This is a genomic window from Pseudoalteromonas sp. Of7M-16 (assembly GCF_022347805.1).
GTDB classification, from domain to species: domain Bacteria; phylum Pseudomonadota; class Gammaproteobacteria; order Enterobacterales; family Alteromonadaceae; genus Pseudoalteromonas; species Pseudoalteromonas luteoviolacea_F.
In genome coordinates, this window is the sequence record NZ_JAKRFY010000027.1 from 22339 (window position 1) to 42986 (window position 20648).

General features: G+C 40.3%; 22 protein-coding genes. 14 read left to right on the forward strand and 8 right to left on the reverse strand.

Annotated features, from left to right (window positions below):
• Positions 1-36 precede the first annotated feature (36 nt).
• A complete protein-coding gene (locus tag MHN81_RS21980) occupies positions 37-2268 on the forward strand; it encodes a DUF4955 domain-containing protein (protein WP_239426724.1) in 2232 nt (743 codons plus the stop codon).
• A 115-nt stretch (positions 2269-2383) separates the two neighbouring features.
• The gene (locus tag MHN81_RS21985; RefSeq protein ID WP_023400144.1) at positions 2384-2554 is read left to right on the forward strand and encodes a hypothetical protein; all 171 of its coding nucleotides are present in this window, start codon (positions 2384-2386) and stop codon (positions 2552-2554) included.
• 148 nt (positions 2555-2702) lie between these two features.
• On the opposite strand, the gene MHN81_RS21990 is transcribed toward MHN81_RS21985, so the two are convergent.
• A complete protein-coding gene (locus tag MHN81_RS21990; protein ID WP_239426778.1) occupies positions 2703-3674 on the reverse strand; it encodes an integron integrase in 972 nt (323 codons plus the stop codon).
• 237 nt (positions 3675-3911) lie between these two features.
• Between MHN81_RS21990 and MHN81_RS21995 the strand changes: the two genes are divergently transcribed.
• From MHN81_RS21995 to MHN81_RS22005, 3 genes are all read left to right on the forward strand, one after another.
• Positions 3912-4295, forward strand: coding sequence for a hypothetical protein (locus MHN81_RS21995; protein WP_239426725.1), 384 nt, complete (start codon positions 3912-3914; stop codon positions 4293-4295).
• Between the two features lie 135 nt (positions 4296-4430).
• Complete coding sequence (locus MHN81_RS22000; protein WP_239426726.1) at positions 4431-5414, forward strand: DUF4365 domain-containing protein; 984 nt, start codon at positions 4431-4433, stop codon at positions 5412-5414.
• A gap of 82 nt (positions 5415-5496) precedes the next feature.
• A complete protein-coding gene (locus MHN81_RS22005) occupies positions 5497-6231 on the forward strand; it encodes an abortive infection system antitoxin AbiGi family protein (RefSeq protein WP_239426727.1) in 735 nt (244 codons plus the stop codon).
• A gap of 432 nt (positions 6232-6663) precedes the next feature.
• Here MHN81_RS22005 and MHN81_RS22010 read toward each other — a convergent pair whose 3' ends face one another.
• Positions 6664-7818 carry an IS110 family transposase gene (locus tag MHN81_RS22010; RefSeq protein ID WP_239426728.1) on the reverse strand — a complete coding sequence of 385 codons (1155 nt, stop codon included), beginning with the start codon at positions 7816-7818 and terminating at the stop codon, positions 6664-6666.
• A gap of 111 nt (positions 7819-7929) precedes the next feature.
• On the opposite strand from MHN81_RS22010, the gene MHN81_RS22015 reads away from it, so the two are divergent.
• Positions 7930-8292 (forward strand): hypothetical protein, encoded by a 363-nt coding sequence (locus MHN81_RS22015; protein WP_023400132.1) that lies wholly within the window; start codon positions 7930-7932, stop codon positions 8290-8292.
• Positions 8293-8400: 108 nt separating this feature from the next.
• Positions 8401-8748, forward strand: a complete 348-nt coding sequence (locus MHN81_RS22020; protein ID WP_023400131.1) for a hypothetical protein — start codon at positions 8401-8403, stop codon at positions 8746-8748.
• A gap of 325 nt (positions 8749-9073) precedes the next feature.
• On the opposite strand, the gene MHN81_RS22025 is transcribed toward MHN81_RS22020, so the two are convergent.
• Complete coding sequence (locus tag MHN81_RS22025; RefSeq protein WP_023400129.1) at positions 9074-9496, reverse strand: PACE efflux transporter; 423 nt, start codon at positions 9494-9496, stop codon at positions 9074-9076.
• A gap of 91 nt (positions 9497-9587) precedes the next feature.
• On the opposite strand from MHN81_RS22025, the gene MHN81_RS22030 reads away from it, so the two are divergent.
• Entirely contained in the window at positions 9588-10478 is an 891-nt protein-coding gene (locus tag MHN81_RS22030) for a LysR family transcriptional regulator (RefSeq protein ID WP_023400128.1), read from the forward strand.
• Positions 10479-10500: 22 nt separating this feature from the next.
• Here MHN81_RS22030 and MHN81_RS22035 read toward each other — a convergent pair whose 3' ends face one another.
• Positions 10501-11376 (reverse strand): NAD(P)H-binding protein, encoded by an 876-nt coding sequence (locus MHN81_RS22035; protein ID WP_239426729.1) that lies wholly within the window; start codon positions 11374-11376, stop codon positions 10501-10503.
• A gap of 457 nt (positions 11377-11833) precedes the next feature.
• Here MHN81_RS22035 and MHN81_RS22040 point away from each other — a divergent pair, with 457 nt between their 5' ends.
• Positions 11834-12208: a hypothetical protein gene (locus MHN81_RS22040; protein WP_239426730.1), complete on the forward strand. Its 375-nt coding sequence runs from the start codon at positions 11834-11836 to the stop codon at positions 12206-12208.
• Between the two features lie 98 nt (positions 12209-12306).
• On the opposite strand, the gene MHN81_RS22045 is transcribed toward MHN81_RS22040, so the two are convergent.
• Complete coding sequence (locus tag MHN81_RS22045; RefSeq protein WP_023400125.1) at positions 12307-12756, reverse strand: Hsp20 family protein; 450 nt, start codon at positions 12754-12756, stop codon at positions 12307-12309.
• Between the two features lie 763 nt (positions 12757-13519).
• Here MHN81_RS22045 and MHN81_RS22050 point away from each other — a divergent pair.
• On the forward strand, positions 13520-14227 hold the full coding sequence (locus MHN81_RS22050) for a TorF family putative porin (RefSeq protein WP_036976607.1): 708 nt from the start codon (positions 13520-13522) through the stop codon (positions 14225-14227).
• A 59-nt stretch (positions 14228-14286) separates the two neighbouring features.
• Here MHN81_RS22050 and MHN81_RS22055 read toward each other — a convergent pair whose 3' ends face one another.
• On the reverse strand, positions 14287-15012 hold the full coding sequence (locus tag MHN81_RS22055; protein ID WP_023400123.1) for a YebC/PmpR family DNA-binding transcriptional regulator: 726 nt from the start codon (positions 15010-15012) through the stop codon (positions 14287-14289).
• Positions 15013-15133: 121 nt separating this feature from the next.
• Positions 15134-15739 carry an HAD family hydrolase gene (locus MHN81_RS22060; RefSeq protein WP_023400122.1) on the reverse strand — a complete coding sequence of 202 codons (606 nt, stop codon included), beginning with the start codon at positions 15737-15739 and terminating at the stop codon, positions 15134-15136.
• Positions 15740-16127: 388 nt separating this feature from the next.
• Here MHN81_RS22060 and MHN81_RS22065 point away from each other — a divergent pair, with 388 nt between their 5' ends.
• The 3 genes from MHN81_RS22065 (at position 16128) to MHN81_RS22075 (ending at position 19004) form a co-directional block, all read left to right on the forward strand.
• Positions 16128-17015 carry a LysR substrate-binding domain-containing protein gene (locus MHN81_RS22065; protein WP_239426731.1) on the forward strand — a complete coding sequence of 296 codons (888 nt, stop codon included), beginning with the start codon at positions 16128-16130 and terminating at the stop codon, positions 17013-17015.
• 80 nt (positions 17016-17095) lie between these two features.
• The gene (locus MHN81_RS22070; RefSeq protein ID WP_239426732.1) at positions 17096-17698 is read left to right on the forward strand and encodes a hypothetical protein; all 603 of its coding nucleotides are present in this window, start codon (positions 17096-17098) and stop codon (positions 17696-17698) included.
• A gap of 1 nt (position 17699) precedes the next feature.
• Positions 17700-19004 (forward strand): S41 family peptidase, encoded by a 1305-nt coding sequence (locus MHN81_RS22075; RefSeq protein ID WP_239426733.1) that lies wholly within the window; start codon positions 17700-17702, stop codon positions 19002-19004.
• Positions 19005-19179: 175 nt separating this feature from the next.
• Here MHN81_RS22075 and MHN81_RS22080 read toward each other — a convergent pair whose 3' ends face one another.
• Positions 19180-19560 (reverse strand): DoxX family protein, encoded by a 381-nt coding sequence (locus tag MHN81_RS22080; RefSeq protein ID WP_239426734.1) that lies wholly within the window; start codon positions 19558-19560, stop codon positions 19180-19182.
• 99 nt (positions 19561-19659) lie between these two features.
• Here MHN81_RS22080 and MHN81_RS22085 point away from each other — a divergent pair, with 99 nt between their 5' ends.
• Positions 19660-20544: a LysR family transcriptional regulator gene (locus tag MHN81_RS22085; protein WP_239426735.1), complete on the forward strand. Its 885-nt coding sequence runs from the start codon at positions 19660-19662 to the stop codon at positions 20542-20544.
• The last annotated feature ends 104 nt before the right edge of the window (positions 20545-20648 follow it).

A 20648-nucleotide genomic window follows, 5' to 3' on the forward strand; every position in this document is an offset into this window, starting at 1 on the left:
AATACCACTACACACTGTAGTTATTTGAGGTTAGAGATGAAACACTTTTCCAATAAGCCCCTATTGTTAGCACTATGTGCTGCAACAAGCTGGCTACCATTTCAAAGTTATGCAAACGATTTCTGGCATAGCTATTTAGACTCGAGATCAACTCAGTCAGATCTAAGAGATCCACACAGTCAAGTGGCAGATGATCAGATCATTGCTAATTTCTCTTACGCTGGATATCAATTTTCGAATCAGTCAATTCCCCAAGTGAATGAACTGGGCTACCGTGTTTTTGACGTCACAGGTTTTGGTGCCGATATCGCGCCTGGTCGTTCAGATAAGCAAGCTGTTCGTGATGCAATTGCCGCCGCTGAGCAGCATATTGATCAAGGCGGTATAGGTGCCGTCATTTATTTCCCCAATGGGACTTACGACCTCAACACTCTGTCCGACGTAGATGGTATCGATAAGTCCGATACTGCAAATGGTCGAATAAGTCGCGCAAGCGCAACCATTAAAGTATCTCGCGGAAATATGGTATTACGTGGTGAGAGCAAGCAAAGTATTTTAAAAATGGACCAGCATTTAGATTTGATATATCCAAACAAAATGTGGACAAGTCCATACTTACTCGAAATTGGTTACAACTATTCAAATCGTGATCCTAAAGTAAAAGGTGTACGTGAAGCAGTGACATCACCCAGTGGTGAGCGTTTTATTACCGATGTTATTTCTAGTCACCCGAGACAGTCTACACGCTCTGTGCAGGTTCGTGATGCATCTTTACTTAAGGTTGGCCAGTGGATTCAGCTGTCTCGATTCGATCCTCGTCCTGAAACAATTGCAAAAGCACTCTCCCCTTACAAGCTAGACGGCAACTGGGGCATGATCAAAAAAGGTCTTCGCTCACAAGAGTATCATCAAATAACAGCCTTAGAAGGTGATGTGGTCACGTTTGCGGCGGTGATCCACCATGATGTTACCAGCGATGGCTACTGGGGATTGAAAAAAGCGCCACTATTACAAAATATTGGTGTTGAAAACCTAACAATTCAAGGTAATTGGCAAGAAGCGTTCAAACACCATAAAAGCGGCGTACATGACGGTGGCTGGAGTGCTATCCGCTTCTCAAGAGTCGCCAATGCATGGTTAAGAAACGTTGAGTTCATCGACTTGAACCAAGGTGTATCTGTAGTAAATAGTGCTGCGATGACCATAAAAGACGTCGCATTTACCGGTAACCCGGGCCACATCAGTTTAGATATCAATGCCTCAACGCATGTGCTAGCACAAAATATTGATGATCAAGCTGAGCATTGGCATGCCGCTGGTTTTTCACACAAAGCGGCTGGCAATGTGATTTCAGGTTCTTCCCATTCATCAAAACGATTTCATAACTTGCATGCAAATATGCCGTACAGCAATTTGATAGAAAACAGCAAAGGCGGCTGGAATTATGGGTATATGGGCGGTTCAGTCGGCGCACAGCCTAACCACCTCAAGCATTTAGTATTTTGGAATGTGACCAATACAGCACAAAATGAAGCGATTGATAAATGGGCATTTATGCGCCATGACAGCAAATACGGTCGGGTAATTATGCCCTATGTGATCGGCTTAAAAGGTGCTGGATTTAATGGTTTTGAAAGCCAGCAAAGGTATGACGTAAGTCTTGCTGACATGCCACAGGCCTATGTGCAACAGCAAACAGATATTGAGAGCTTGTATGCAAGCCAGTTGCAACAACGTCGCTGTGCGAAAAAAGTAATCAGTGAAGGCCTAATTGGTGCATGGTCACTTCAAGGTAGCGTGTGTGACCTGTCTGGTCACGGCCAAGACGGCAAGGTTTTTAGTGAATACCAAGGCACATTTAATGGTGTTGATCAGCGTGTTGAGCTTGGTGATATTGACCAATTCAGCAAAATTGAACTGGAGTTTAAATATCAAGACTTCAGCACGACCAAAACAGGTTTCATGTTATCTAAAGGTAATTACGGTACACAAAACGCTTATTACATTCAGGTCAACAAAAAAGGTGTGATCAGTGCGCGTATTAATGGCAAAGGGGTCAATGCGGGTAACTTTGCTGATGGCAAGTGGCACAAACTGGAAATGCAGCTAGATGGTAATACTTTATCTTTAAGCATTGATGGTCAGTCTATGGGCAGCAAAAGCATTGTGCTACCAAATCAAAATGATGTGCCATTGAGCATAGGTTCTACGCCAAAGAACACATACCCGTTTAAAGGGCAAGTAAGAAACGTACGCGTATATCGTTAATTTTAAGGATGTTTATCTATCTACACAGATAATCTGTGTTCAGATGATAGACATCTCATTTAGAAATTTATTGGTCAGCAAAGATGGCTGACAAGGTAGTAGTAAGGTATTTAACATGACAACAATCCCTCCCTATAAAAAATATGCACTTGTTGCACTGGCACTGGTTTTTGGTTGGTTCTCAAGCTTTATGATCAATGGGATCGAAGTGAACGAGACATCTATGTATTGCTTGAAGCTAAAAGATCAAGCAAATATGGATCTGTGCAGTAAAGACGTACTGTAATTTAATTTGTGTGATGGTGAGTCGAAAAAGGCTCACCATTGTGTGTTGAGGTGAATGAGCTTGTTTAATTTGAATTAGTCTCAACTTGGCTGTCGGTTCTGTGCCAGAAACGGACCATCAGCATAACTAGTTTCTGCCCTAAAACAAGCTAGAAAATTTTGCTCAAAGGGCTAATAACACCGTTTGCGCCTTGCTGTAAAACATGAGTATATATTTGCGTTGTCTTCACATCGGAATGACCAAGTTGAGCTTGCACGGTTCTGATATCTGCACCACTTTGTAGTAAGTGAGTAGCAAATGAATGTCTAAAGGTGTGGGGTGTTATAAGTTTATTTATATTAGTTTGTTTTAGCGCTTTTTTTACAGCTTTTCTAACACAAGTAGGGTGAAAATGATGACGACGTATCTCACCAGTTTTCGGGTCACCACTTAATTTATAGGAGGGAAACAAATATTGCCACATGAGAGATTTTTTTGCTGACGGATATTTGCGATCTAATGCATTAGGCATTGAGACTCCAGCGTATTTTTCGTTTTGTAAATCTAACTTCAAATATTCTTCAACTTGCATAATTTGATTCCTAAGTAATGGGATCAACTCAGTTGCAAGTGTTACAATTCGATGCTTGTTGCCTTTTCCATTCCAGACCTGAATACATTTATAATCAAAATCAATGTCTTTTACTCGCAACTGAGTCGCTTCCATCACTCTTAAACCACTGCCATACATTAACCCCGTGATTAAGTAATATCGCTTGGAAAGATGACTCATCAATTGCTTTACTTCATCAGGTGTCATCACTACAGGCAGCTTTGGTTGTCGATTACTTCGTGCAAAATTCAAGTTTAACGAAAGCTCATTTTTGACAATATGTTTATATAAAAAAGCTAGCGCATTTAAAGCTGCACTTTGTGTTCTAGGTGACATATTACGTTTTAATACAATATGGTCTAAAAAAGCTTCGACTTCTGCATCCCCCATCGAACTTGGATGACGCTTATTGTGAAAGTGAATGAAATTTGCAATCCAACTTAAATAAGCATTAATTGTTCTTAATGAATACTGACGAGTGAGCATATAGTCTGCGATATCGTTTAAATAAGGAGAGCGAGTTTTCATTTCCATCCCCTTGAATTGGTGCTGTATGTATACACAGTATTAATTCCATCGCTCGTATAGTCAAGAAAACGACCAAATCGCTTGTTTTTATCCTAAGATAAAGGCGAGAACTCCTAAGTTTTAATAACACTGGCAATTATTTAACAAATTTGTTAAAAACAACCTAATCAGAAAAACGAGCTATGCAGTTGTAGGAAAACGCGCGATTAGCTCGCTATAAACATGTTAGGCACTCTCATGGAACCAATATCTCATCAGGATATAAACTTCCTCATTGCATTAAGTGCATCTGAAGAATCACTACTTCAAGAGATCGTATGGGAGTTCGACCGCTGGGAGTGCCAAAAAGAAGACGTATTAGTAATACTGAACAGTCTTGTTAAAGATGGAACAGTCTTATTGTGCAAGCCAATTGCTAACTCTGACTTCTTAGACTTAACCAAAGAAGAGACGCTGCAAGCCATATCAACTTGGGATGGCCTTTGCCGAAAAGATCTCATGCTGTTCCTAACTGAATTAGGAGAGAAGCGCTGGGAAGTAGATGACTGGGGAATAACCACAAAAAGGGCTCGCCATCTCATGTTCTCAAATTCAGGTAGTATTACCCGTATTGAAGGGTGAAATGCCTAACAAACCAATGCAGCAGACAGCCAACACTCCGCTTACTTTGTGTTGCTCGCTGCGCTCACAAATTAACACAAAGTAAGCTCCATGCCGGCTGCAGCTGATTGGGGCGTTAGGTTTTAAGGAAATTTCGTGCCAAAAAAGCAGAGATCATTAAATCAAGTAAAAGAGGACATCTCTGTCAGAGTATTGAGAGAGAAGCTACCTCAAGAGTGGGTTGTTCACAGTTATGGAGCTGACTATGGCATTGATTGCGTGATCGAGCTTTTTGACTTTATCGACGAAGAAAAAAAGATCGCGGAAACACTTGGCGAAAACTTTTTTGTACAATTGAAATCTTCAGACTGTATTGAATACTCATATAGGAAAGCCTATAGCCGCGGAAATGTAGCAAAGGGGAGTTTGTCTGAGGATAAAGATGACTATGTTGAAATTGAGGTTGCAAAATTCCAATTGGACATGTCCGATATATTGACTATCCAGTCTATGGGAATAGCAATCCCTGTTTTATTGGTTTTGGTCGATACGAATACTGAAAGAGCTTTCTTTATTTGTCTCAATGACTATATAGATAAAGTCCTAATACCCGAAGATCCTACTTATGCTTCTAAAGGGTCAAAAACGATTTATATACCCACAGTCAATGAAATATTAGATGAGGAAGATGCGCTTGTAGCACTGCGTGCATATGGCAAGCGTTCAAAGATGTATGGTGCATTCTCTCTGTTTAATTACCAGCTAAAAGAAATTTGGCGCATGCAGGGTAAAGCGGCTGCACCTCATATTATCCCACTTGAACAAGCTGTCGATATGATCAAAGCTTTTGTTGATATAGCGTTGAGGCAGGATATATGGTCTGGCCATGAATTTTGGGAACCCATGGAATGGAGTCACGGTGAGTTGCATCATCTACGTGAAAAATTAGATCGAGGTGTAAAGCCTGAAGATCACCAGCCGTTTCTAACTTATTGCTCAGACTATATTTGGCATAGATTAACTAATCTTTCGAATATGTATGAGGAGCTAGTGAGAGAGTGGTTTATGCCAACTTATCTTGCGATGTTGACTTCGTATCCACCAAGAGAAGATAGTGACATTGCTGTACAAAAAACCTAACAAGCGCATGTTGTCGGACTGGTTTTCCGCTGCGCTCCAAACCAGCCCCAAATGCGGGCGTTAGAATTATAAGGAGTTTCAGGTGAGTCCAAAATCTCATACTTTATTTCATTTTACAGATAAAATTGAAACATTGAAGTTAATACTGATGAATGGTTTTTGGCCCAGGTTCTGTCTAGAGGATGTTAGTTGGCTAAAATATCCCGATTTTGACTTTATTGCTTATCCGGTGGTCTGCTTCTGTGATATCCCCTTGTCTAGAGTTAATGAACACGTAAGTTTTTATGGAGAATATGGGTTAGGTTTAACTAAAGATTGGGCAGTGCGCAACGGGATCACGCCTGTGCAATATATATCTAATAAATCGAACATTCCCAAGGCATATAGAGATCTCTCCGATATAGTATCTTCTCATCCAACAGCTCAAGATCATGGGTTTAAGGTCATTAGACAAATGCTCGCTCATGCAAAGCCGATAAGTGGGCAAATGAATATCAATGAGCAAATGGTTGAAAGAGATTTTGTTCAAGAATCTGAGTGGCGTTTAATTGCTGATAACGAAAACTATCCAGATTACTTAAATAAGACTGATTTTGAAAACGCTGACAAACGAAATCAACTTAATGAGCTCACAAAAGCACATTCTATGTGCAAAATTGTTCCTAACGATATCAAGTATATTTTTGTAAAGAGGGATACAGATATACCAACAGTAGTCAATTTTATCCAAGAATATCTTGGCGGCTATTCTGGGGATGCTATTAAATTATTAGTATCAAGGGTTATTTCACTGGAGACGATCCAGAGAGATATATAATTCTAACAAGCAATTTAAGAGGGATTCACAACGCTTGGCACTTTTGCTTCTACTTCAGTTTTAGTGTTTATGGCACAATGCTTTAGGTTTGTGTGGAGGCGTTGTTCACCCCTTAATTGGGCGTTGGTATGACTCCCACTGTCAAGTTAAACACACTGTTCCTTGCCTAACTTTTCAAGCCATATATTCTCACACTCGAATTAGAGCGAGTTAATACATAAAATGAAGCAAGTAATGTCGTCGGTTATCATGCTGATATTCGTAGATTACTTATTTTCATAAGCAGAGCTGACCTTACTTAGTTCGTCGTGGCACCTGTCTTCAGTCTATGTTCGTGGGTCAATACAGGGTGAGCTGTACTGCCATCCTAACGCCGTCGGTGGTAGTGCCACAGCCGATGCTTGATCCTATGCATTAACTCTAATTCGTTTTTCATGCCTGTATTCTTGCCAATCTGAGTTTTGGGTCGACCTGAGAGAGCACCACTTCTTTAGCAATCGCCCAGATATAGGCAATCATTTCACGCGCAATAGCAGTGATAACCAGGTTGTAATGCTTACCTTTATTGATGAGCTTTTGGTATCGGCGGCATAACCTCACCTGCGCTTTCCAGGCGATGGCGATGATATGCTTTGGTAAACCTTCTTGTCGTTTTTGTAACTCAGTGGATATATTGGCGGCATAGCGATAAGTATGTGCACCTTCAATCAACAGCCGCCTTACTCGGCCATTCCCACACTTTGTGATGGCCCCGATATGACGTTTACCTCCACTTGAGTGTTCACTGGGGACAAGACCAAGGTAACTCATAAGCTTGCGGGGATGGTCAAAACGGGTTAAATCGCCAAGCTCGGCGACGACACCTGCTGCGACTAATAGTCGCACTCCGCGCATGGCCTGGATAGCTTTTACAACCGGGTAATAGCGCCATTGATAGACATGGTGTGTCAGCTCATTATCAAGCCGTTGAAGTCTAGCAATACGCTCATTAATGGTTTGAAGGCATTCTTGCAATACAATTTGTTGTGCGGGGTGTGGTAAGACTAACTCGGTTAACCAGCGTAGATGTTTAAGAGACCAATTAGCGGTACCTGCGTAGTTGATATTATTTCTAAGTAGCAAGGCCTTTAATTGGTATTTAGCGTCTTTTAAGTCTTTCATAGCGACTTCACGTGCTCGAGATAAGTCGCGAACGGCTTCATCTTCAGGCTCAGGCACATAAATGGGTGTGAGGTCTTCAGATTTGAGTAACTTAGCGAGTTTTAAAGCATCACGTTTATCAGTTTTAACACGTTCACCGGGCTTTTTAGGGATAAGTGAAGGTGCGACAACATAACAACAATGACCTAAGGACGTTAAAAGTCGGTAAATCCAATATCCACAAGGCCCTGCTTCGTAGACAAAATGAAGCGTCGCATAGGGATATTTAGATTGAAATTGTCTGGCCAATTTTATGATTGCCTGTTTAGCGCTTGAAACACGGCCATGGTGAACCGGATTTGAACCGCGATGTTCTTCTATGTATGCGACCTCAACAAATTCTTTATGCGTATCTAAGCCAATAAAAAGTATGTTATGTTTAGTCATGCTAGCCTCTGCTATTTAGTTGATGACAAACTAAGTATGGCTCTGGCTTATAGCTAACCCACGAAAATGCGGAGGCTAGCACCGTGTGGGAGTCATTATGTCTAGGTATACATGGAATTTCTGCACAAATTTGCATGTTTTGATTGTCGAGTGGCATTCAAAAGGCGTGCGACCGAAGAGTCAAATACGGGTACTGCTTGGCAAGCGGAATCAGAACTCGAGCATAATTGCCCTAATTGTGGTCGCAAGATGGCTTTTTTAGGTCGCAATTTTCGTGCACCAAAACAATCGAGTAAAAATAAGTGGCAATCGGCAATGTTACTTTGGGAGGCTGGCTTTAGGTACTGTGGCAGTGGCTATCATTCAGATCCTGCTCTTCCTGAAAGCAAAGTTGAAACAATTGACTTCATTAAAAATAATCCTAGCCACACTCAAAAAATTGCTAGTAGTAACTGTTGGGAAACGTATACCTAACAAGTTACTCAAAAGGACGCAAAACGCTTGGCTTGCGCTCCTTCGTCGCTAATTTTAGCCAAGCATTTATGCGCCCATTAGTAAGGCGTTAGGCAACTTAGGAAAGTCATGCGCAAAATTTTATTTCTATTCGTATTAATAGTCTCATCTAATTCCTACGGTCAAACGTTGGTTACAGGAAAGTACGAATTGACTATCACTGAACTGTGCGAAGAAGGCGTTGTTGGTTGTGACAATGTTGTTTTGAACATGATTGAGCATGATAGTGCAGAGAAGATACGAATTGGTGGTGAAGCGTTTCATACAATGTGTGCAGACGGAGTTACGCCATGCGCATTTCAAGGTTATAGATTCAAAACCAAAAGTGAAACATACAGAATTTTAAACAATGGCACTTTCCAGATCTTTGATACAAATGGAGAGCAAATACACTCAGAAAAAGGAAAATGGTTGTAGCCGTTGCCTAACAAGTGCCTAAACCAAAGGACGCAAAACAGCAGGCTTGCGCTCCTTCGTCGCTAATTTTAGCCTGCTATTTTACGCCGGTTAGGCAAGCGTTAAGAGCGACCGCTTCTGGCACACAGCTGTCCTTCATCTCTAGCGCGTTTAGGTCCACTTTCGTTTCAGCCTGGTCGGGCTGAAACATTTCTTGCCTCAAAGTGCGTTAGTATAAATACACAATCTGTCTCAAATGAGCGAATAACGATTATAACAATTTGTGATATAAAGCAGGCGTATTTTAATGATCAGAAGGTGAACCGAGTTCTGATTTACTTACGTATTACCTGATCTTTGGCGGACTAATAATGTCGTAAAGGTAGTTATAAACAAAAGTGTATAAAGTAATGTAAATGACTAAAAACAACTCCAATCGTAGTGCCTCAAACATTGACACATTTAGCCACCAAGCCAATATTGGTAGAGTCAATACCAGCATAGTGCCTTCAAAACCTAAGGCATGAACAACCCTTACTTTTAGTGAACGCTGGATAAGTTGTTTGGGGTGATGTTTTAACAAATACGTATCAAAAACATAGTTAAATATTAAATTCCAAACGACGGCAAATATGGAAAAGGCAATACCAATCGTCAGAGATTTGGACATTTCTAGTTGAAATAAAGGTTTAAGCAATACGCTAATACCCAGCAGGGCAAATACTTCATAAAACAGGGCGTGAATTATTCGCTCTTGTTTGGTTCTCATTTTTTATCCATCGTCTAAATTGCTATCTGCTAACCATTTTATATACTTAGTGACTAGATTATTATTTAGAATATATACATTAAGTAGATAGATGGCCGTTTCCTTCGAACAATTAGAAGCTTTTGTGGCAACACATAAATGTGGTTCGTTTTCCGCCGCTGCCAGATATACTGGCAAAGCACAATCAGTAATGAGCACCTTAGTATCAAACTTGGAGATTGATTTAGGTGTCGATTTATTTGATCGCAGCCATAGATATCCAACCCTCACTCCTGCTGGAGAGTCCTTAATAGGTCGGGCTTGTGGGGTTGTTGAGCAAAGAGAGAGGTTAATAGTTGCGGCAGATGAACTGCTTGCCAACGTTGAAACTAAACTGACTATTGCTATAGAGAATCAAATAACGATTGAAAACCTAGGTCATGTACTCAAACAACTCATCGTAAAACATCCTTATGTCGATATTGAAATCGATTATGGCACGGTACAGGACGTATGGCGCAGAGTGTCCAATGACACCGCACAACTTGGCATAGTAATACAGCCTGAAAACCCTTTAGAAGGTGTTGATTTTAGAGGTGTCGGTGCTATGGAATTTGTCTGTGTTGCATCTGAAGAGCATCCGCTGTCACAATTAAAACAAGTATCTTGGGAAGATTTAAAACAGCACAGGCAGATATTGATCAAAGGTTTTGAAGATTCATCCATGACTAAATGGCAAGCTTCATTTCAGATTTGGCAAGTAGCAAACGTTCATGGATGTTTCGAGCTGGTTAGTGAAGGCATTGGTTGGGCGGTATTGCCTCGTTATGTATTAAAAGACACTAATTCAAAACAGAAAATTGTAAACTTGCCTTTGTCATTCGACAGCAGGAGTAGCTTTGCTCAGGAAGTGGATTTAATCTGGTCCGATACCAAAGCACTTGGCCCAGCTGCTAAGTTTATTACTGAACAACTGAGCGATTTAATGCAAGTGCGAAATTAATATTAACTAACCAGAGCTTGGCTTAACTCACAAGTGATTTGGCAAAAGACTCTATCGTCGTTGTTGGCTCACCTAATATTTGCCAGGTTTGTTCAGATACAGGCTGTTCATTTAACTGTTCAAAATAAGTGAGCAAGTGCTCCATAAATTCAGCTTCTTCTGCAGGAAAGCCCATCTCTGGAATAGCGGCAATTGGGTAAGTAGCTATTTGGGTTTCGGGGCTGAATACGTCTAAGAATTTTCTTGCTGCTTCTGGAAATGAAATACCTTCTTTACCCTGTACTGAAAACGCTTGGTTATAAGCTTTGTCGTTACCAATGGCGTTGTAAATGTTTATCGCTAAATCGGTCGTATTAGTATAGTAGATAGGGTAAGTATGATCGCCGATAATGCCGAACTGACCTTCTTGAATAAATACTGGGAATGAATCCAAAAAGAACGAACAGTGGAAGAAGGTATAGTTAATTCCCGATTTTTTGATGTAGTCCATTCCCGGTAAACGAATTAGATTCGTTTTGTAAATTAATCCATTAGCGGCAAACTCTTCGTGTAAGCTGTCAATACCAACAATTTGCATAACGTGCTTCACGCCATTTTCTTTGGCGGCATCAACAATATTAATTACCCCTTCTCGTTCAGTATGAAATGGCAAACTAGGATCAAGGCTAGTGGTATTTAAACTGATATAAACAGTTTCTGCACCTTTCAATGCGTCTTTTAAACTGTCTAAATCGCTTACATCTGCATAAACACAAGTCACCTCTTCAGGTAGAGCTGCTTTTGCTTTTTGCACATCTCGTACAACGGCGGTTACTTGAACGCCTTTAGCAACTAAATTTCTAATAACAGGTTGAGCTAAGTTACCTGTTGCGCCTATTACCGTAATTGATTTTTGCATGAATAATCTCTCTATAAATATACACCACGAATGTAATGTTAATATCGACTTAGGGTATTAATAAAAATAGGTTGTATCCATTTCATGTATAGGTTGATGGTTGTTCCGGGAAGATCAGTTACAAATTCTAAAGCGATGAAAATTGATTCGTTTTGTCCAAAAACGAGTTTGCTGGCCGTCTGTTTCTCGCTCAAATCGACAAGTTACATAAAACCTAAATCTACTTACAAATTAAGCAGTGCCTTTGAGTTATCAAACTGTCTATATATTTGATTTTCTTTACGCCCTTCATCGTCTATGGGTTAAATTATCGCCTGTCTGTCATTTTATGTTTTTGCGTTAAATGCCTGACTTCTTTGAGGCTGTTACCTGTTCAGGAATTCGCCTACACTTTGTTACAAGTTACTAAAAATCAATGTGCTAGATTAGGGGTATATTGATTGGTATCGAGGTGAGTGTGAAAAACAGTAAGCATTTGATAAGTTTGATTGCCCTAATAGGACTATCTGGCTGCATAGTTGCGCCCAAAAAGACAATGCACTTTGATGAGCACTGTGATTTTGTCAGAGAAAAAACGGAATTAGATGTACAGATCTTTGGCGATGACCCAGCTAATCGCAGCCCCATTGTTCCTGGAGATCTCTTTATTCCAGTAATGGTTGCTGCGACAACTGCGGCGTTTTCATCGGCTGTGTATATTTACGATAATGCACAAGATTCTATAGCGTACAAGCAAAATTGTAAGGATACTCAGCAGTCAAATAGGCATAAAACTAAACCTGAAGATACATGCGGTGGCAATGAATTGTGTGGAATAGAAAGAACGAAGTAGCTACCCTGCTGGTTTGTAAAGGGGGTTTACATACACAGAAAAAGCCGCATAAAGCGACTTTATCAGGGATAATCAAATAGGTTGTTTTGGGGTAAAGCTTAACTAGCGTTTTCGAGCAGTTTGCCTTTACCTATTTCAATTTTTCTTGGTTTTAAGGCTTCCGGTACTTCTCGCTCTAGGCTGACTACCAGCAAACCATTTTCTAATTCTGCGCCAATCACTCTAACATGGTCACCGAGCTGGAAGCTTTGTTCAAAATTGCGCTCAGCAATACCTTGGTGAATAAATTTGCGTTGAGTTTGGTCTTCTTTATTGGCTTTTTGACCTTTAATTCTTAGCGTGTTGTTCTCTGATTCTATATGCAGTTCATCTTCGCTAAAGCCGGCAACAGCCATTGTAATTTGATATTTGTCTTGGTCCAGCGCCTCGATGTTATATGGAGGGTAGCTAGTTTGTTTGCCATTATGTGCAGCTCGGTCCATCAGTGACGCTAAGTGGTCAAAGCCAATGAATGAACGGTATAGTGGAGTAAGATCTACGTTTCTCATAATAATATCCTCTTAGAGCGATAAGGTTTGTTCACCTTTCAATTGAACCGATAAACAAACGTAATAAATAATATTTTGTATTGGTTGGGACCCTGTCGGCGTCCTCACAATACTATCTATGGACGGGGCAATTTGTTTTCAAGGAAAAATCTAAAAAAAATTTAAAAACGCCGCTTTTAATGCCTTTCAGGCAAGTTTTTATCCTTTCTTCCATAAACAATGTTCCCTTTGCCTATAACCAAACTTGTGGCTGACTCGGCTTGGCAAGAAGTAACGGCGGGCATGGGATGTAGGTATAAGTATTATCGCGATATGCGTGCTGCTCCTTTATTGAACATTTTTTTCGTTAAATTTTTATTTATGGTGTGTGAGATTAAAAATGGACTGTATTTATAAGTGTAAATTTTAAAATAGTACATTTGCTAAACAAACTTTGTAATGTTTGGTAATTAGGTACTATTGAAATAGAGCTTATATTAAGATTAAATTAGCAAAAATAACATGTTACCTACTAAAATGATGCTTTTTTACGAGTTGTTTTTTACTTGTTGACTACGTCATTAAAGCACAAATGTCGTTTCTGCTTATTGTGGTAATGGTAATTTTAGCTGTTTAAATATTAATTTACTGATCTTGTCTTGGGGTATTCGCTTGTTTAACCAGTGAGTTACACTAAACTTGGTGCATATGAAGTATCTAGATAGCGCATTTTTACTTTTAAACTAACAAGGTTCGGGGTTTGATTAACTTCGAAATAAAAATTATGAAAAAAAATCTGCGACTCACATTGTGTACGCTGTCTGTATTGTTTGCCTCTAATTCAGTTATTGCAGGTGATTGGTCTTCAACCATCACTGGCGCTTCCGATTATACATTCAATGGTATCAGCCAAACGGATAACGATTTTGCGCTACAGGCTAGCTTAGACTACAGCAATTCAAAGACGAATTGGTATGCAGGTTCATGGGCTTCAAACGTCGACTTTAGCGATGGCACAGACACGGAAGTTGATGTCTACTTTGGGCGTACCTTCTCATTGACTGACGCTGTGAGCCTAGATGTCGGCATCGCATATTATAGCTATTATGGCGGTGACGACTCCAGCGATTTAAATTACCCAGAAGCTTACACTAAGTTTGGATTTGACAATGCTCTGGGCACGACTGAGTTTAACTTTTGGTATAGCTGGGACTACGCTGGTCAAGATGAAAAACACACTATTACTACGTTATCACACACTTTTGAAGTTGCTGAAAACCACGATATTTCGGTAAGTTATACGGTGTCTAATTATGTGGGAGGGGATGTAAAATGGGACGAGACAAATAGCTCCTACCATCATTATGAAATCGCTTATTCAACCAGTTTATCGGGTTTCGATTTATCGATTGCAGCTGAAGATACGTCAATAGACTCAGACACCTCTGATGAGCGCATCGCGTTTTCTGTATCTCGTACCTTTGAATTTTAATTTATAAACGAAAAAAGCCGGGAAGTTGCCCGGCTTCTACATAATTATTCTATGGTCGTTTATTTTTTAACGATTGCGTTGTGATAAACGTTTTGCACGTCGTCACAATCTTCTAGCATACCCATAAACTTTTCGAAGTTAGCGATGTCATCTTCGTTTTCGATTTCAACGTGAGTTTGTGGGATCCAAGTGATTTCATCAACTTCAAAAGTGATGCCATCAAATGCTTCTGTTAGAGCTGTTTTTGCTTTGAAGTACTCAGTGTTTGGTGCAAATACTGACACTTTACCATCTTCAACTTCAACGTCGGTCACGTCAACATCTGCCATCATTAGGGCTTCTAGTACAGCTTCGTCATCGTCACCTGCAAAACCTAAAATAGCGAAGTGATCAAACATGTGTGCTACACAGCCTGGGCTACCAATTTTTGAGTCAGTTTTAGTAAACGGAAGACGCACATCTTTGATTGTACGATTAGGGTTATCTGTTAAGCAGTCAACGATAACCATACAGTTACCTGGACCGTAACCTTCATAACGTGCCGGTGAGTAGTCTTCACCAGCGCCACCAGCAGCTTTTTCGACTGCTTTTTCAATAACGTGTGCTGGAACTTGATCTTTTTTTGCTTTTTCGATCAAACGACGAAGGGATAGATTTGTTTCAGGATCTGCGCCACCGTTTTTAGCAACTACATAGATCTCTTTACCGTACTTAGAGTTTACCTTAGTTTTTGCCGCTGCCGTTTTTGCCATGGCGTTTTTGCGGACTTCAAATGCTCTACCCATCTTAATTCTCGTTATTTGAAATTCAATTGCACAAGATTCTAACAAGACTAGACGCTTTGGGCTATACCCTAATGGGCCTCAGTCCATATGAAAGGCTGGATTATCGGTGCAAATCACAATCTTAGGCAAGTTGATGCTGGAATTTGAGATTTTTTTGCTCTATCAACATTAATAGTGTTTCCCAACTGTTGAAAGTGATGTCTGCTTTTGAGGAATATTCAGGCGTCGCATTGGGAATATAAAGGCAGGATATCATCTGTGCATTGTGTGCGGCTTCAATATCGTACAGGTAGTCGCCAACATACATACAGGCTGTACTTGGCAGGCCCCATTGCTGCGCAATCATATTCAATGCGGTAGGGTCTGGTTTAGCAGGCGCATCGTCACGGGTTAAGATGATATCTATAGGCAGGTTACACCGCGCTAATTTTGTTTGTGCTGCTTTGGCAAAGTTACGTGTCACGATGGCCATAGGAAACCCTCTATGATGTAACTGCTCAACGACCTGCGCCGCACCAGGTATAAACTCCGCTTGATGCGCATCTTGCATTTCGTGTTGATGAATAAGCGCCATTGCTTCTTCACGCATGTAGGGTGAGGGCAGTGTATCGACAAATTCCAACAAGTCATTTTCTCTAGGGCAACCCAGCTGCGCTTTCATCATGGCGAAGTCTAAGTTGGAAGTGACTAATGTGCCATCCAAGTCAAAAATAATTCCTTTAATCATGCGTTTCTTACCTCGTATTCCGTAGCAAGACACTCTGCCTGCTTTAAACATAGAGTACGTCAATTGAGGTTGCAAAGATCACAGCTAAAAATTATCTAATTGACCATGGTGGACCGACCAAAAAGTCACAGAAATAGTTTGTAGATGTACCTGAGTTTATCACTAACATAACCTAAAGTTATTTTATTTGTGGTTGCATAAGTGCTCTACTTGGAGTGATTTACCTATTTTACTTAACCATATTGATATCAAGTTAGTTTTCTCTTTTGAACTTTTCGCTGTTTTTTCCATTGTTTTTCTTTTTTTTAATAGAGGTTTATAAAAATTATGTGCTATAAAACTGTCTATTACGAACGATAAATACTAAACATATATATAAGCTAAAGTTATGTATAAAGAGTTGCTAAATATATCTGGGTTTCGCATGGTAGAGGCGGCGGCAAGGCTACAAAGTTATAGCAAAGCTGCTGAGGAATTAAATGTGACACAAGCGGCCGTGAGCCAACAAATTCGTAAAATTGAAGCGCAGATTGGTTGCAAACTGTTTTACCGTCAAGGTCGCTGTATGCAGCTAACTTATCAAGGCGCTGTTTTAACCGAAGCGATACAGAACGGCTTTGAATTAATTGTAGAGGGCCTGAAAAAGATCCAATATGAGCCATTGCCAGGTAAGTTGACCATCACAACAACACAATCTTTTGCGTCATTAGTATTGGTGCCTAGAATGTGGAAGTTCTCATCTGCATATCCTGATATTGATCTACGCATTGTGACTTCAAAGGAAGTAGAAGATTTACGCCAAGGTGAAATCGACATCGCGATTCGCTATGGCTACAGTGAATATCCTGATTATCACTGTGAGGTTTTAATCAATGATCCCATTGTTCCACTATGTTCTCCTGCTGTTGCTGAGGTGCTCGATAAAAGCAGCCCTGTCAGCTTAAAGCAAAGTTGGCTAATTGATTATTCTGGTGTCTCTTATTGGCCTAAGTGGTTTGAGCATATTGGTATTGATCCGGATATTAGCGCCTGCCAAGTACTAAAGGTGAACAATATTGATGTCGCAATGAGTGCTGTACTTGCAGGTCACGGAGTATGCTTGGGTTCCGCAAAACAAGCAGCGTACTATTTAAATGAAGGAATGCTAGTACAACCCTACGAGTTCGGGCTGATGCCGGGCACTCAGTATCGATTGATGTATGACCCTCAATCTCCACGTTTAAAGCGTATTGAGCTGTTCAGTCAGTGGCTTCATAAGGAGATAGAGTCTTTATAATTTATCTTAAAATTGATGCCTGTAGCTGCTACAGTACCAAGTGTTAGATGGAAATATAATAATTATAAAAGATGTAATAAATGGCGTATTTGATCACAACGGTTATTTTAATTGCGTGTTGCTCTGTTTTTTTCATTCCTAAATTTAAGCAGTTTACTAAGAATAACGAGCTGGCAAGTAATTTTGTACTTACGCTGGTGGCAACGCTTGTTGGTGTTTTGCTGGCGATTGCTATAAGCAATTACGATGAAGATGAAAGGGAACGCCGTGACCTAATTAAACTGCTTTATGCGGCTAAGGCTGTTGCATCTGAAAGTCTTGATTATAGTCATGCCGTAATGGATTACTATAAGAGTAATGAAGCGGGTGAGGAAACAAAAGAGTCAAAGGCTCGTTTCTTCAAAAATAATCCGTTGCCCTACCCTGACTACCTAGATGCATTGATGTCGCAACAACTATTTATTAAAAACCTCTCGCAAGAATCTCTGACTGAGTTAAGTGAATCACTGATTGTCATGAAACGAGCAAAAACCTATAGGCCGAGATTGTTTATCTCCAATTTAACGTTTGCTCTTTATATCTTAGATCAGGAGCGGCTCTTCCAAGAAGGTAAGATATCAGAGATGGAATTGGAACTGCGTTTAAGCGAGAAAGAAAGGCAGCTAGAAGAAGGAAAAAACTAAATTGAATATTCTGTTTTCTCACAAGGGAGCTTGTACTAAAGCCTGTGTATTTTTTATTTCATTGATGTCCAGCAGTGGGGCATTTTCACAAACGACTACACAGCATTTGTCGCCGACAGCAGTCGACGAAGACATATCCTCATTTATTTCATTGCTAAATGAGCGTTATGCCTATTTCGATAAGAAGCAAGTTGATAAAGAGCAGTTCAATGCTTGTTTGCAAAAGGATACTAATAAGATAAAAACACGCAATGATTTGTCGAGGAAGCTTAACCATTGTTTTGAGTTTTTCTACGATCAACATAGCGAAATAAGACCTAGACCTCGCGACTACTATCTACCTATGCCCACCGCATTGACAATGTGGGCTGAGCTACGTGACAGCAAAGCAATTATCACCTCACTACCACATAATGGCTATGCGCATAAAGTGGGGTTTAGGCCGGGTATGATCATAGAGAACATAGACAACAAGCCGGTTCTTGAAGCCGTCCGGCAAGCGAATGTATCAGGCCAAAAAGCGGCTCAAACCTGGGTTCTCAATCGATTATTAACCGGAACAAGGGAGCAGCAGATCTCTGTTGATGTGAACTGGCAAGGGCGTTTGCAAACGTTGACAATAGACACCGGGCAGGTTGTTGCGGGCATCTTGAAGGAAAAGCCACTATTAACCAGTAAACTAATAGGAGAGTTTGCGTATATCAGACCTGAAAACAGTTTGGGCAACAATGCATTGATCGGCGCTTTTGATGAGGCAATATCACAGTACAAACACTCAGCCGGTTTGATATTGGACTTGCGCAATACACCCAGTGGTGGGAATAGCGATGTTGCTAGAGGCATAATGAGCAGGTTTATCGCGCAGCGGCTTCCCTATCAAGAGCATGAATTGATTGCTGTAGAGCGTCAATATGGCGTTAAAAGGCGTTGGCAAGAGTTTGTCTATCCAAGAGGTGACTTTACTTATGAAAAGCCTTTGGTGGTTTTAAGTAATCGCTGGACAGGTAGTATGGGGGAAGGGCTAACGATTGGGCTCCATGGTATGAACCGTGCCACAGTGATTGGGACACAGATGGCTCAGTTACTTGGTGCTATTTCCGGACATACATTACCCAAATCAAAGCTTGATGTAGTGATCCCGGTTGAAAAGCTATTTCATGTTGATGGCAGTGCAAGAGAGGTGTTTTTGCCTGACATACAAATAGATCATGTTAAGAACGCGGAAAATGCAGATCTTGCTTTGAAAGCGGCGATAACCTACCTGAATAAATTTGCAAGTGCCGGTGATAAATTCCAATCCGAGTAAAGGAACAAGGCATCAAAGTGAAATCTGGATGAGAAAAGCTGCTTGTTTAATTAATCTGATTTGTTAGCAAGCAAGCTCCTTTATATAGAGCGCAATTGTGCGCTCTTTTTCAATGTATAGAAGTGTGCCTTCTATCTGTTATCCCATAGTTGGCCTATGAGCAAACGTCATCGTTTCAATTGCTACTGAAAAATTGTGACAGCAGAGTTTGGTTGGATATAACTAATGCAGAAGATAGCAACAAAGTAACAATTGCTGGAATAGCATCTTTCAGTGTATCGAATTTTAAGTGGAAAAAAATCGCGCCAACTGACGCTAAAGTAATACATAGAGCGCCAATGCAATTTAATATTGCATGTTCGTATGCTAACGAACCTAACAAAGATAGTGCAGCCGTCAGTTCGATAATACCAACCAAAAACATATGTATACGAGTCAACCCATACTTTCGAAAGAAAGCCAGCTGTGTTTCAAATATATACTTCTGCCAGCCTAATATTTTAATTGAACTTGCAAAGGTGAAAAAAACGCCAAGAACAGCAGTAATATATGTCATGTAAAACTCCCAATAAATTTTTCAATGGCATTTAAGCATTCCTTAATAGTCGGATAAATGCTATTTTTACGATATCTGGTATTCCAATTTGGAATGGTGATGGACAAGTTAGAGTGTATAAAAGTGTTTCGGCATGTTGCTCGGTTAGAGAGTTTTACGGCTACAGCAATCGAACTCAATACGACACAAGGAGCCGTGAGTAAAAAGATAGCTTGGTTGGAAGGGGATTTAGGTTTTACTCTATTTCATAGGAACTCACGTAAAATTAGTTTAACAAGTGCTGGTAAACAATACCTTGGCTTTTGCCACGAACTTGTTGAGAAAATGACCCTGACTGAGCAATTGATTAACAAACAGCTAAGCCTTGCTGTAGGTACACTTAAGATATCAGCCCCGTCAGCATTTGCTACTCAGCGACTAGCGGTTCCTATACGAAAATTCTTGATAGCAAACCCTGAAGTGAAAATAGATATTTCAGTCGACGACAAGCATGCAGACTTATATCGTGACGATATTGATATCGCTATTCGAGCCTCTTACCTCAAGGATTCTGGGTTAAAAGCCAAAAAGCTGCTGGATCACGACGTTTGCTATTTTGCATCACCTGATTATCTAAAAAATAATGGTACTCCTGTTGTTCCCGAAGAGTTATCAAAGCACACTTGTCTAACTTACTCTTTAAGTACAACCTCAAATGTTTGGCAAATAAATAAAAAGAAATTCATGGTACGAGAGTTGTTTACTAGCGATAGTCCAGAAATGTTAGTGAAAATGGCGATATTGGGATGTGGTATAGCCGCTATGCCGAAATGGATGGTTCAAGAGTCCTTCAAAATGAATCAGTTGACAGAACTGTTCGCAGACCATCAAAAAGGTTCTCTACCAATGTACGCAGTGTATAAAAATTCTGACTATTTACCTTATAGAATTAGAGCGTTTGTCGACTTTATCGCCAGTTACTTTGAATCTGAATTGGCGAATTAGCTTTTATCAATTCTACGGGTGTACTAGAGTGAGCAACCTCCTTTTGTGGGGATAAATCTTAAGAAATAATCTATTGCCAAAGAAGTTAAGCGGTTTTAACTTAT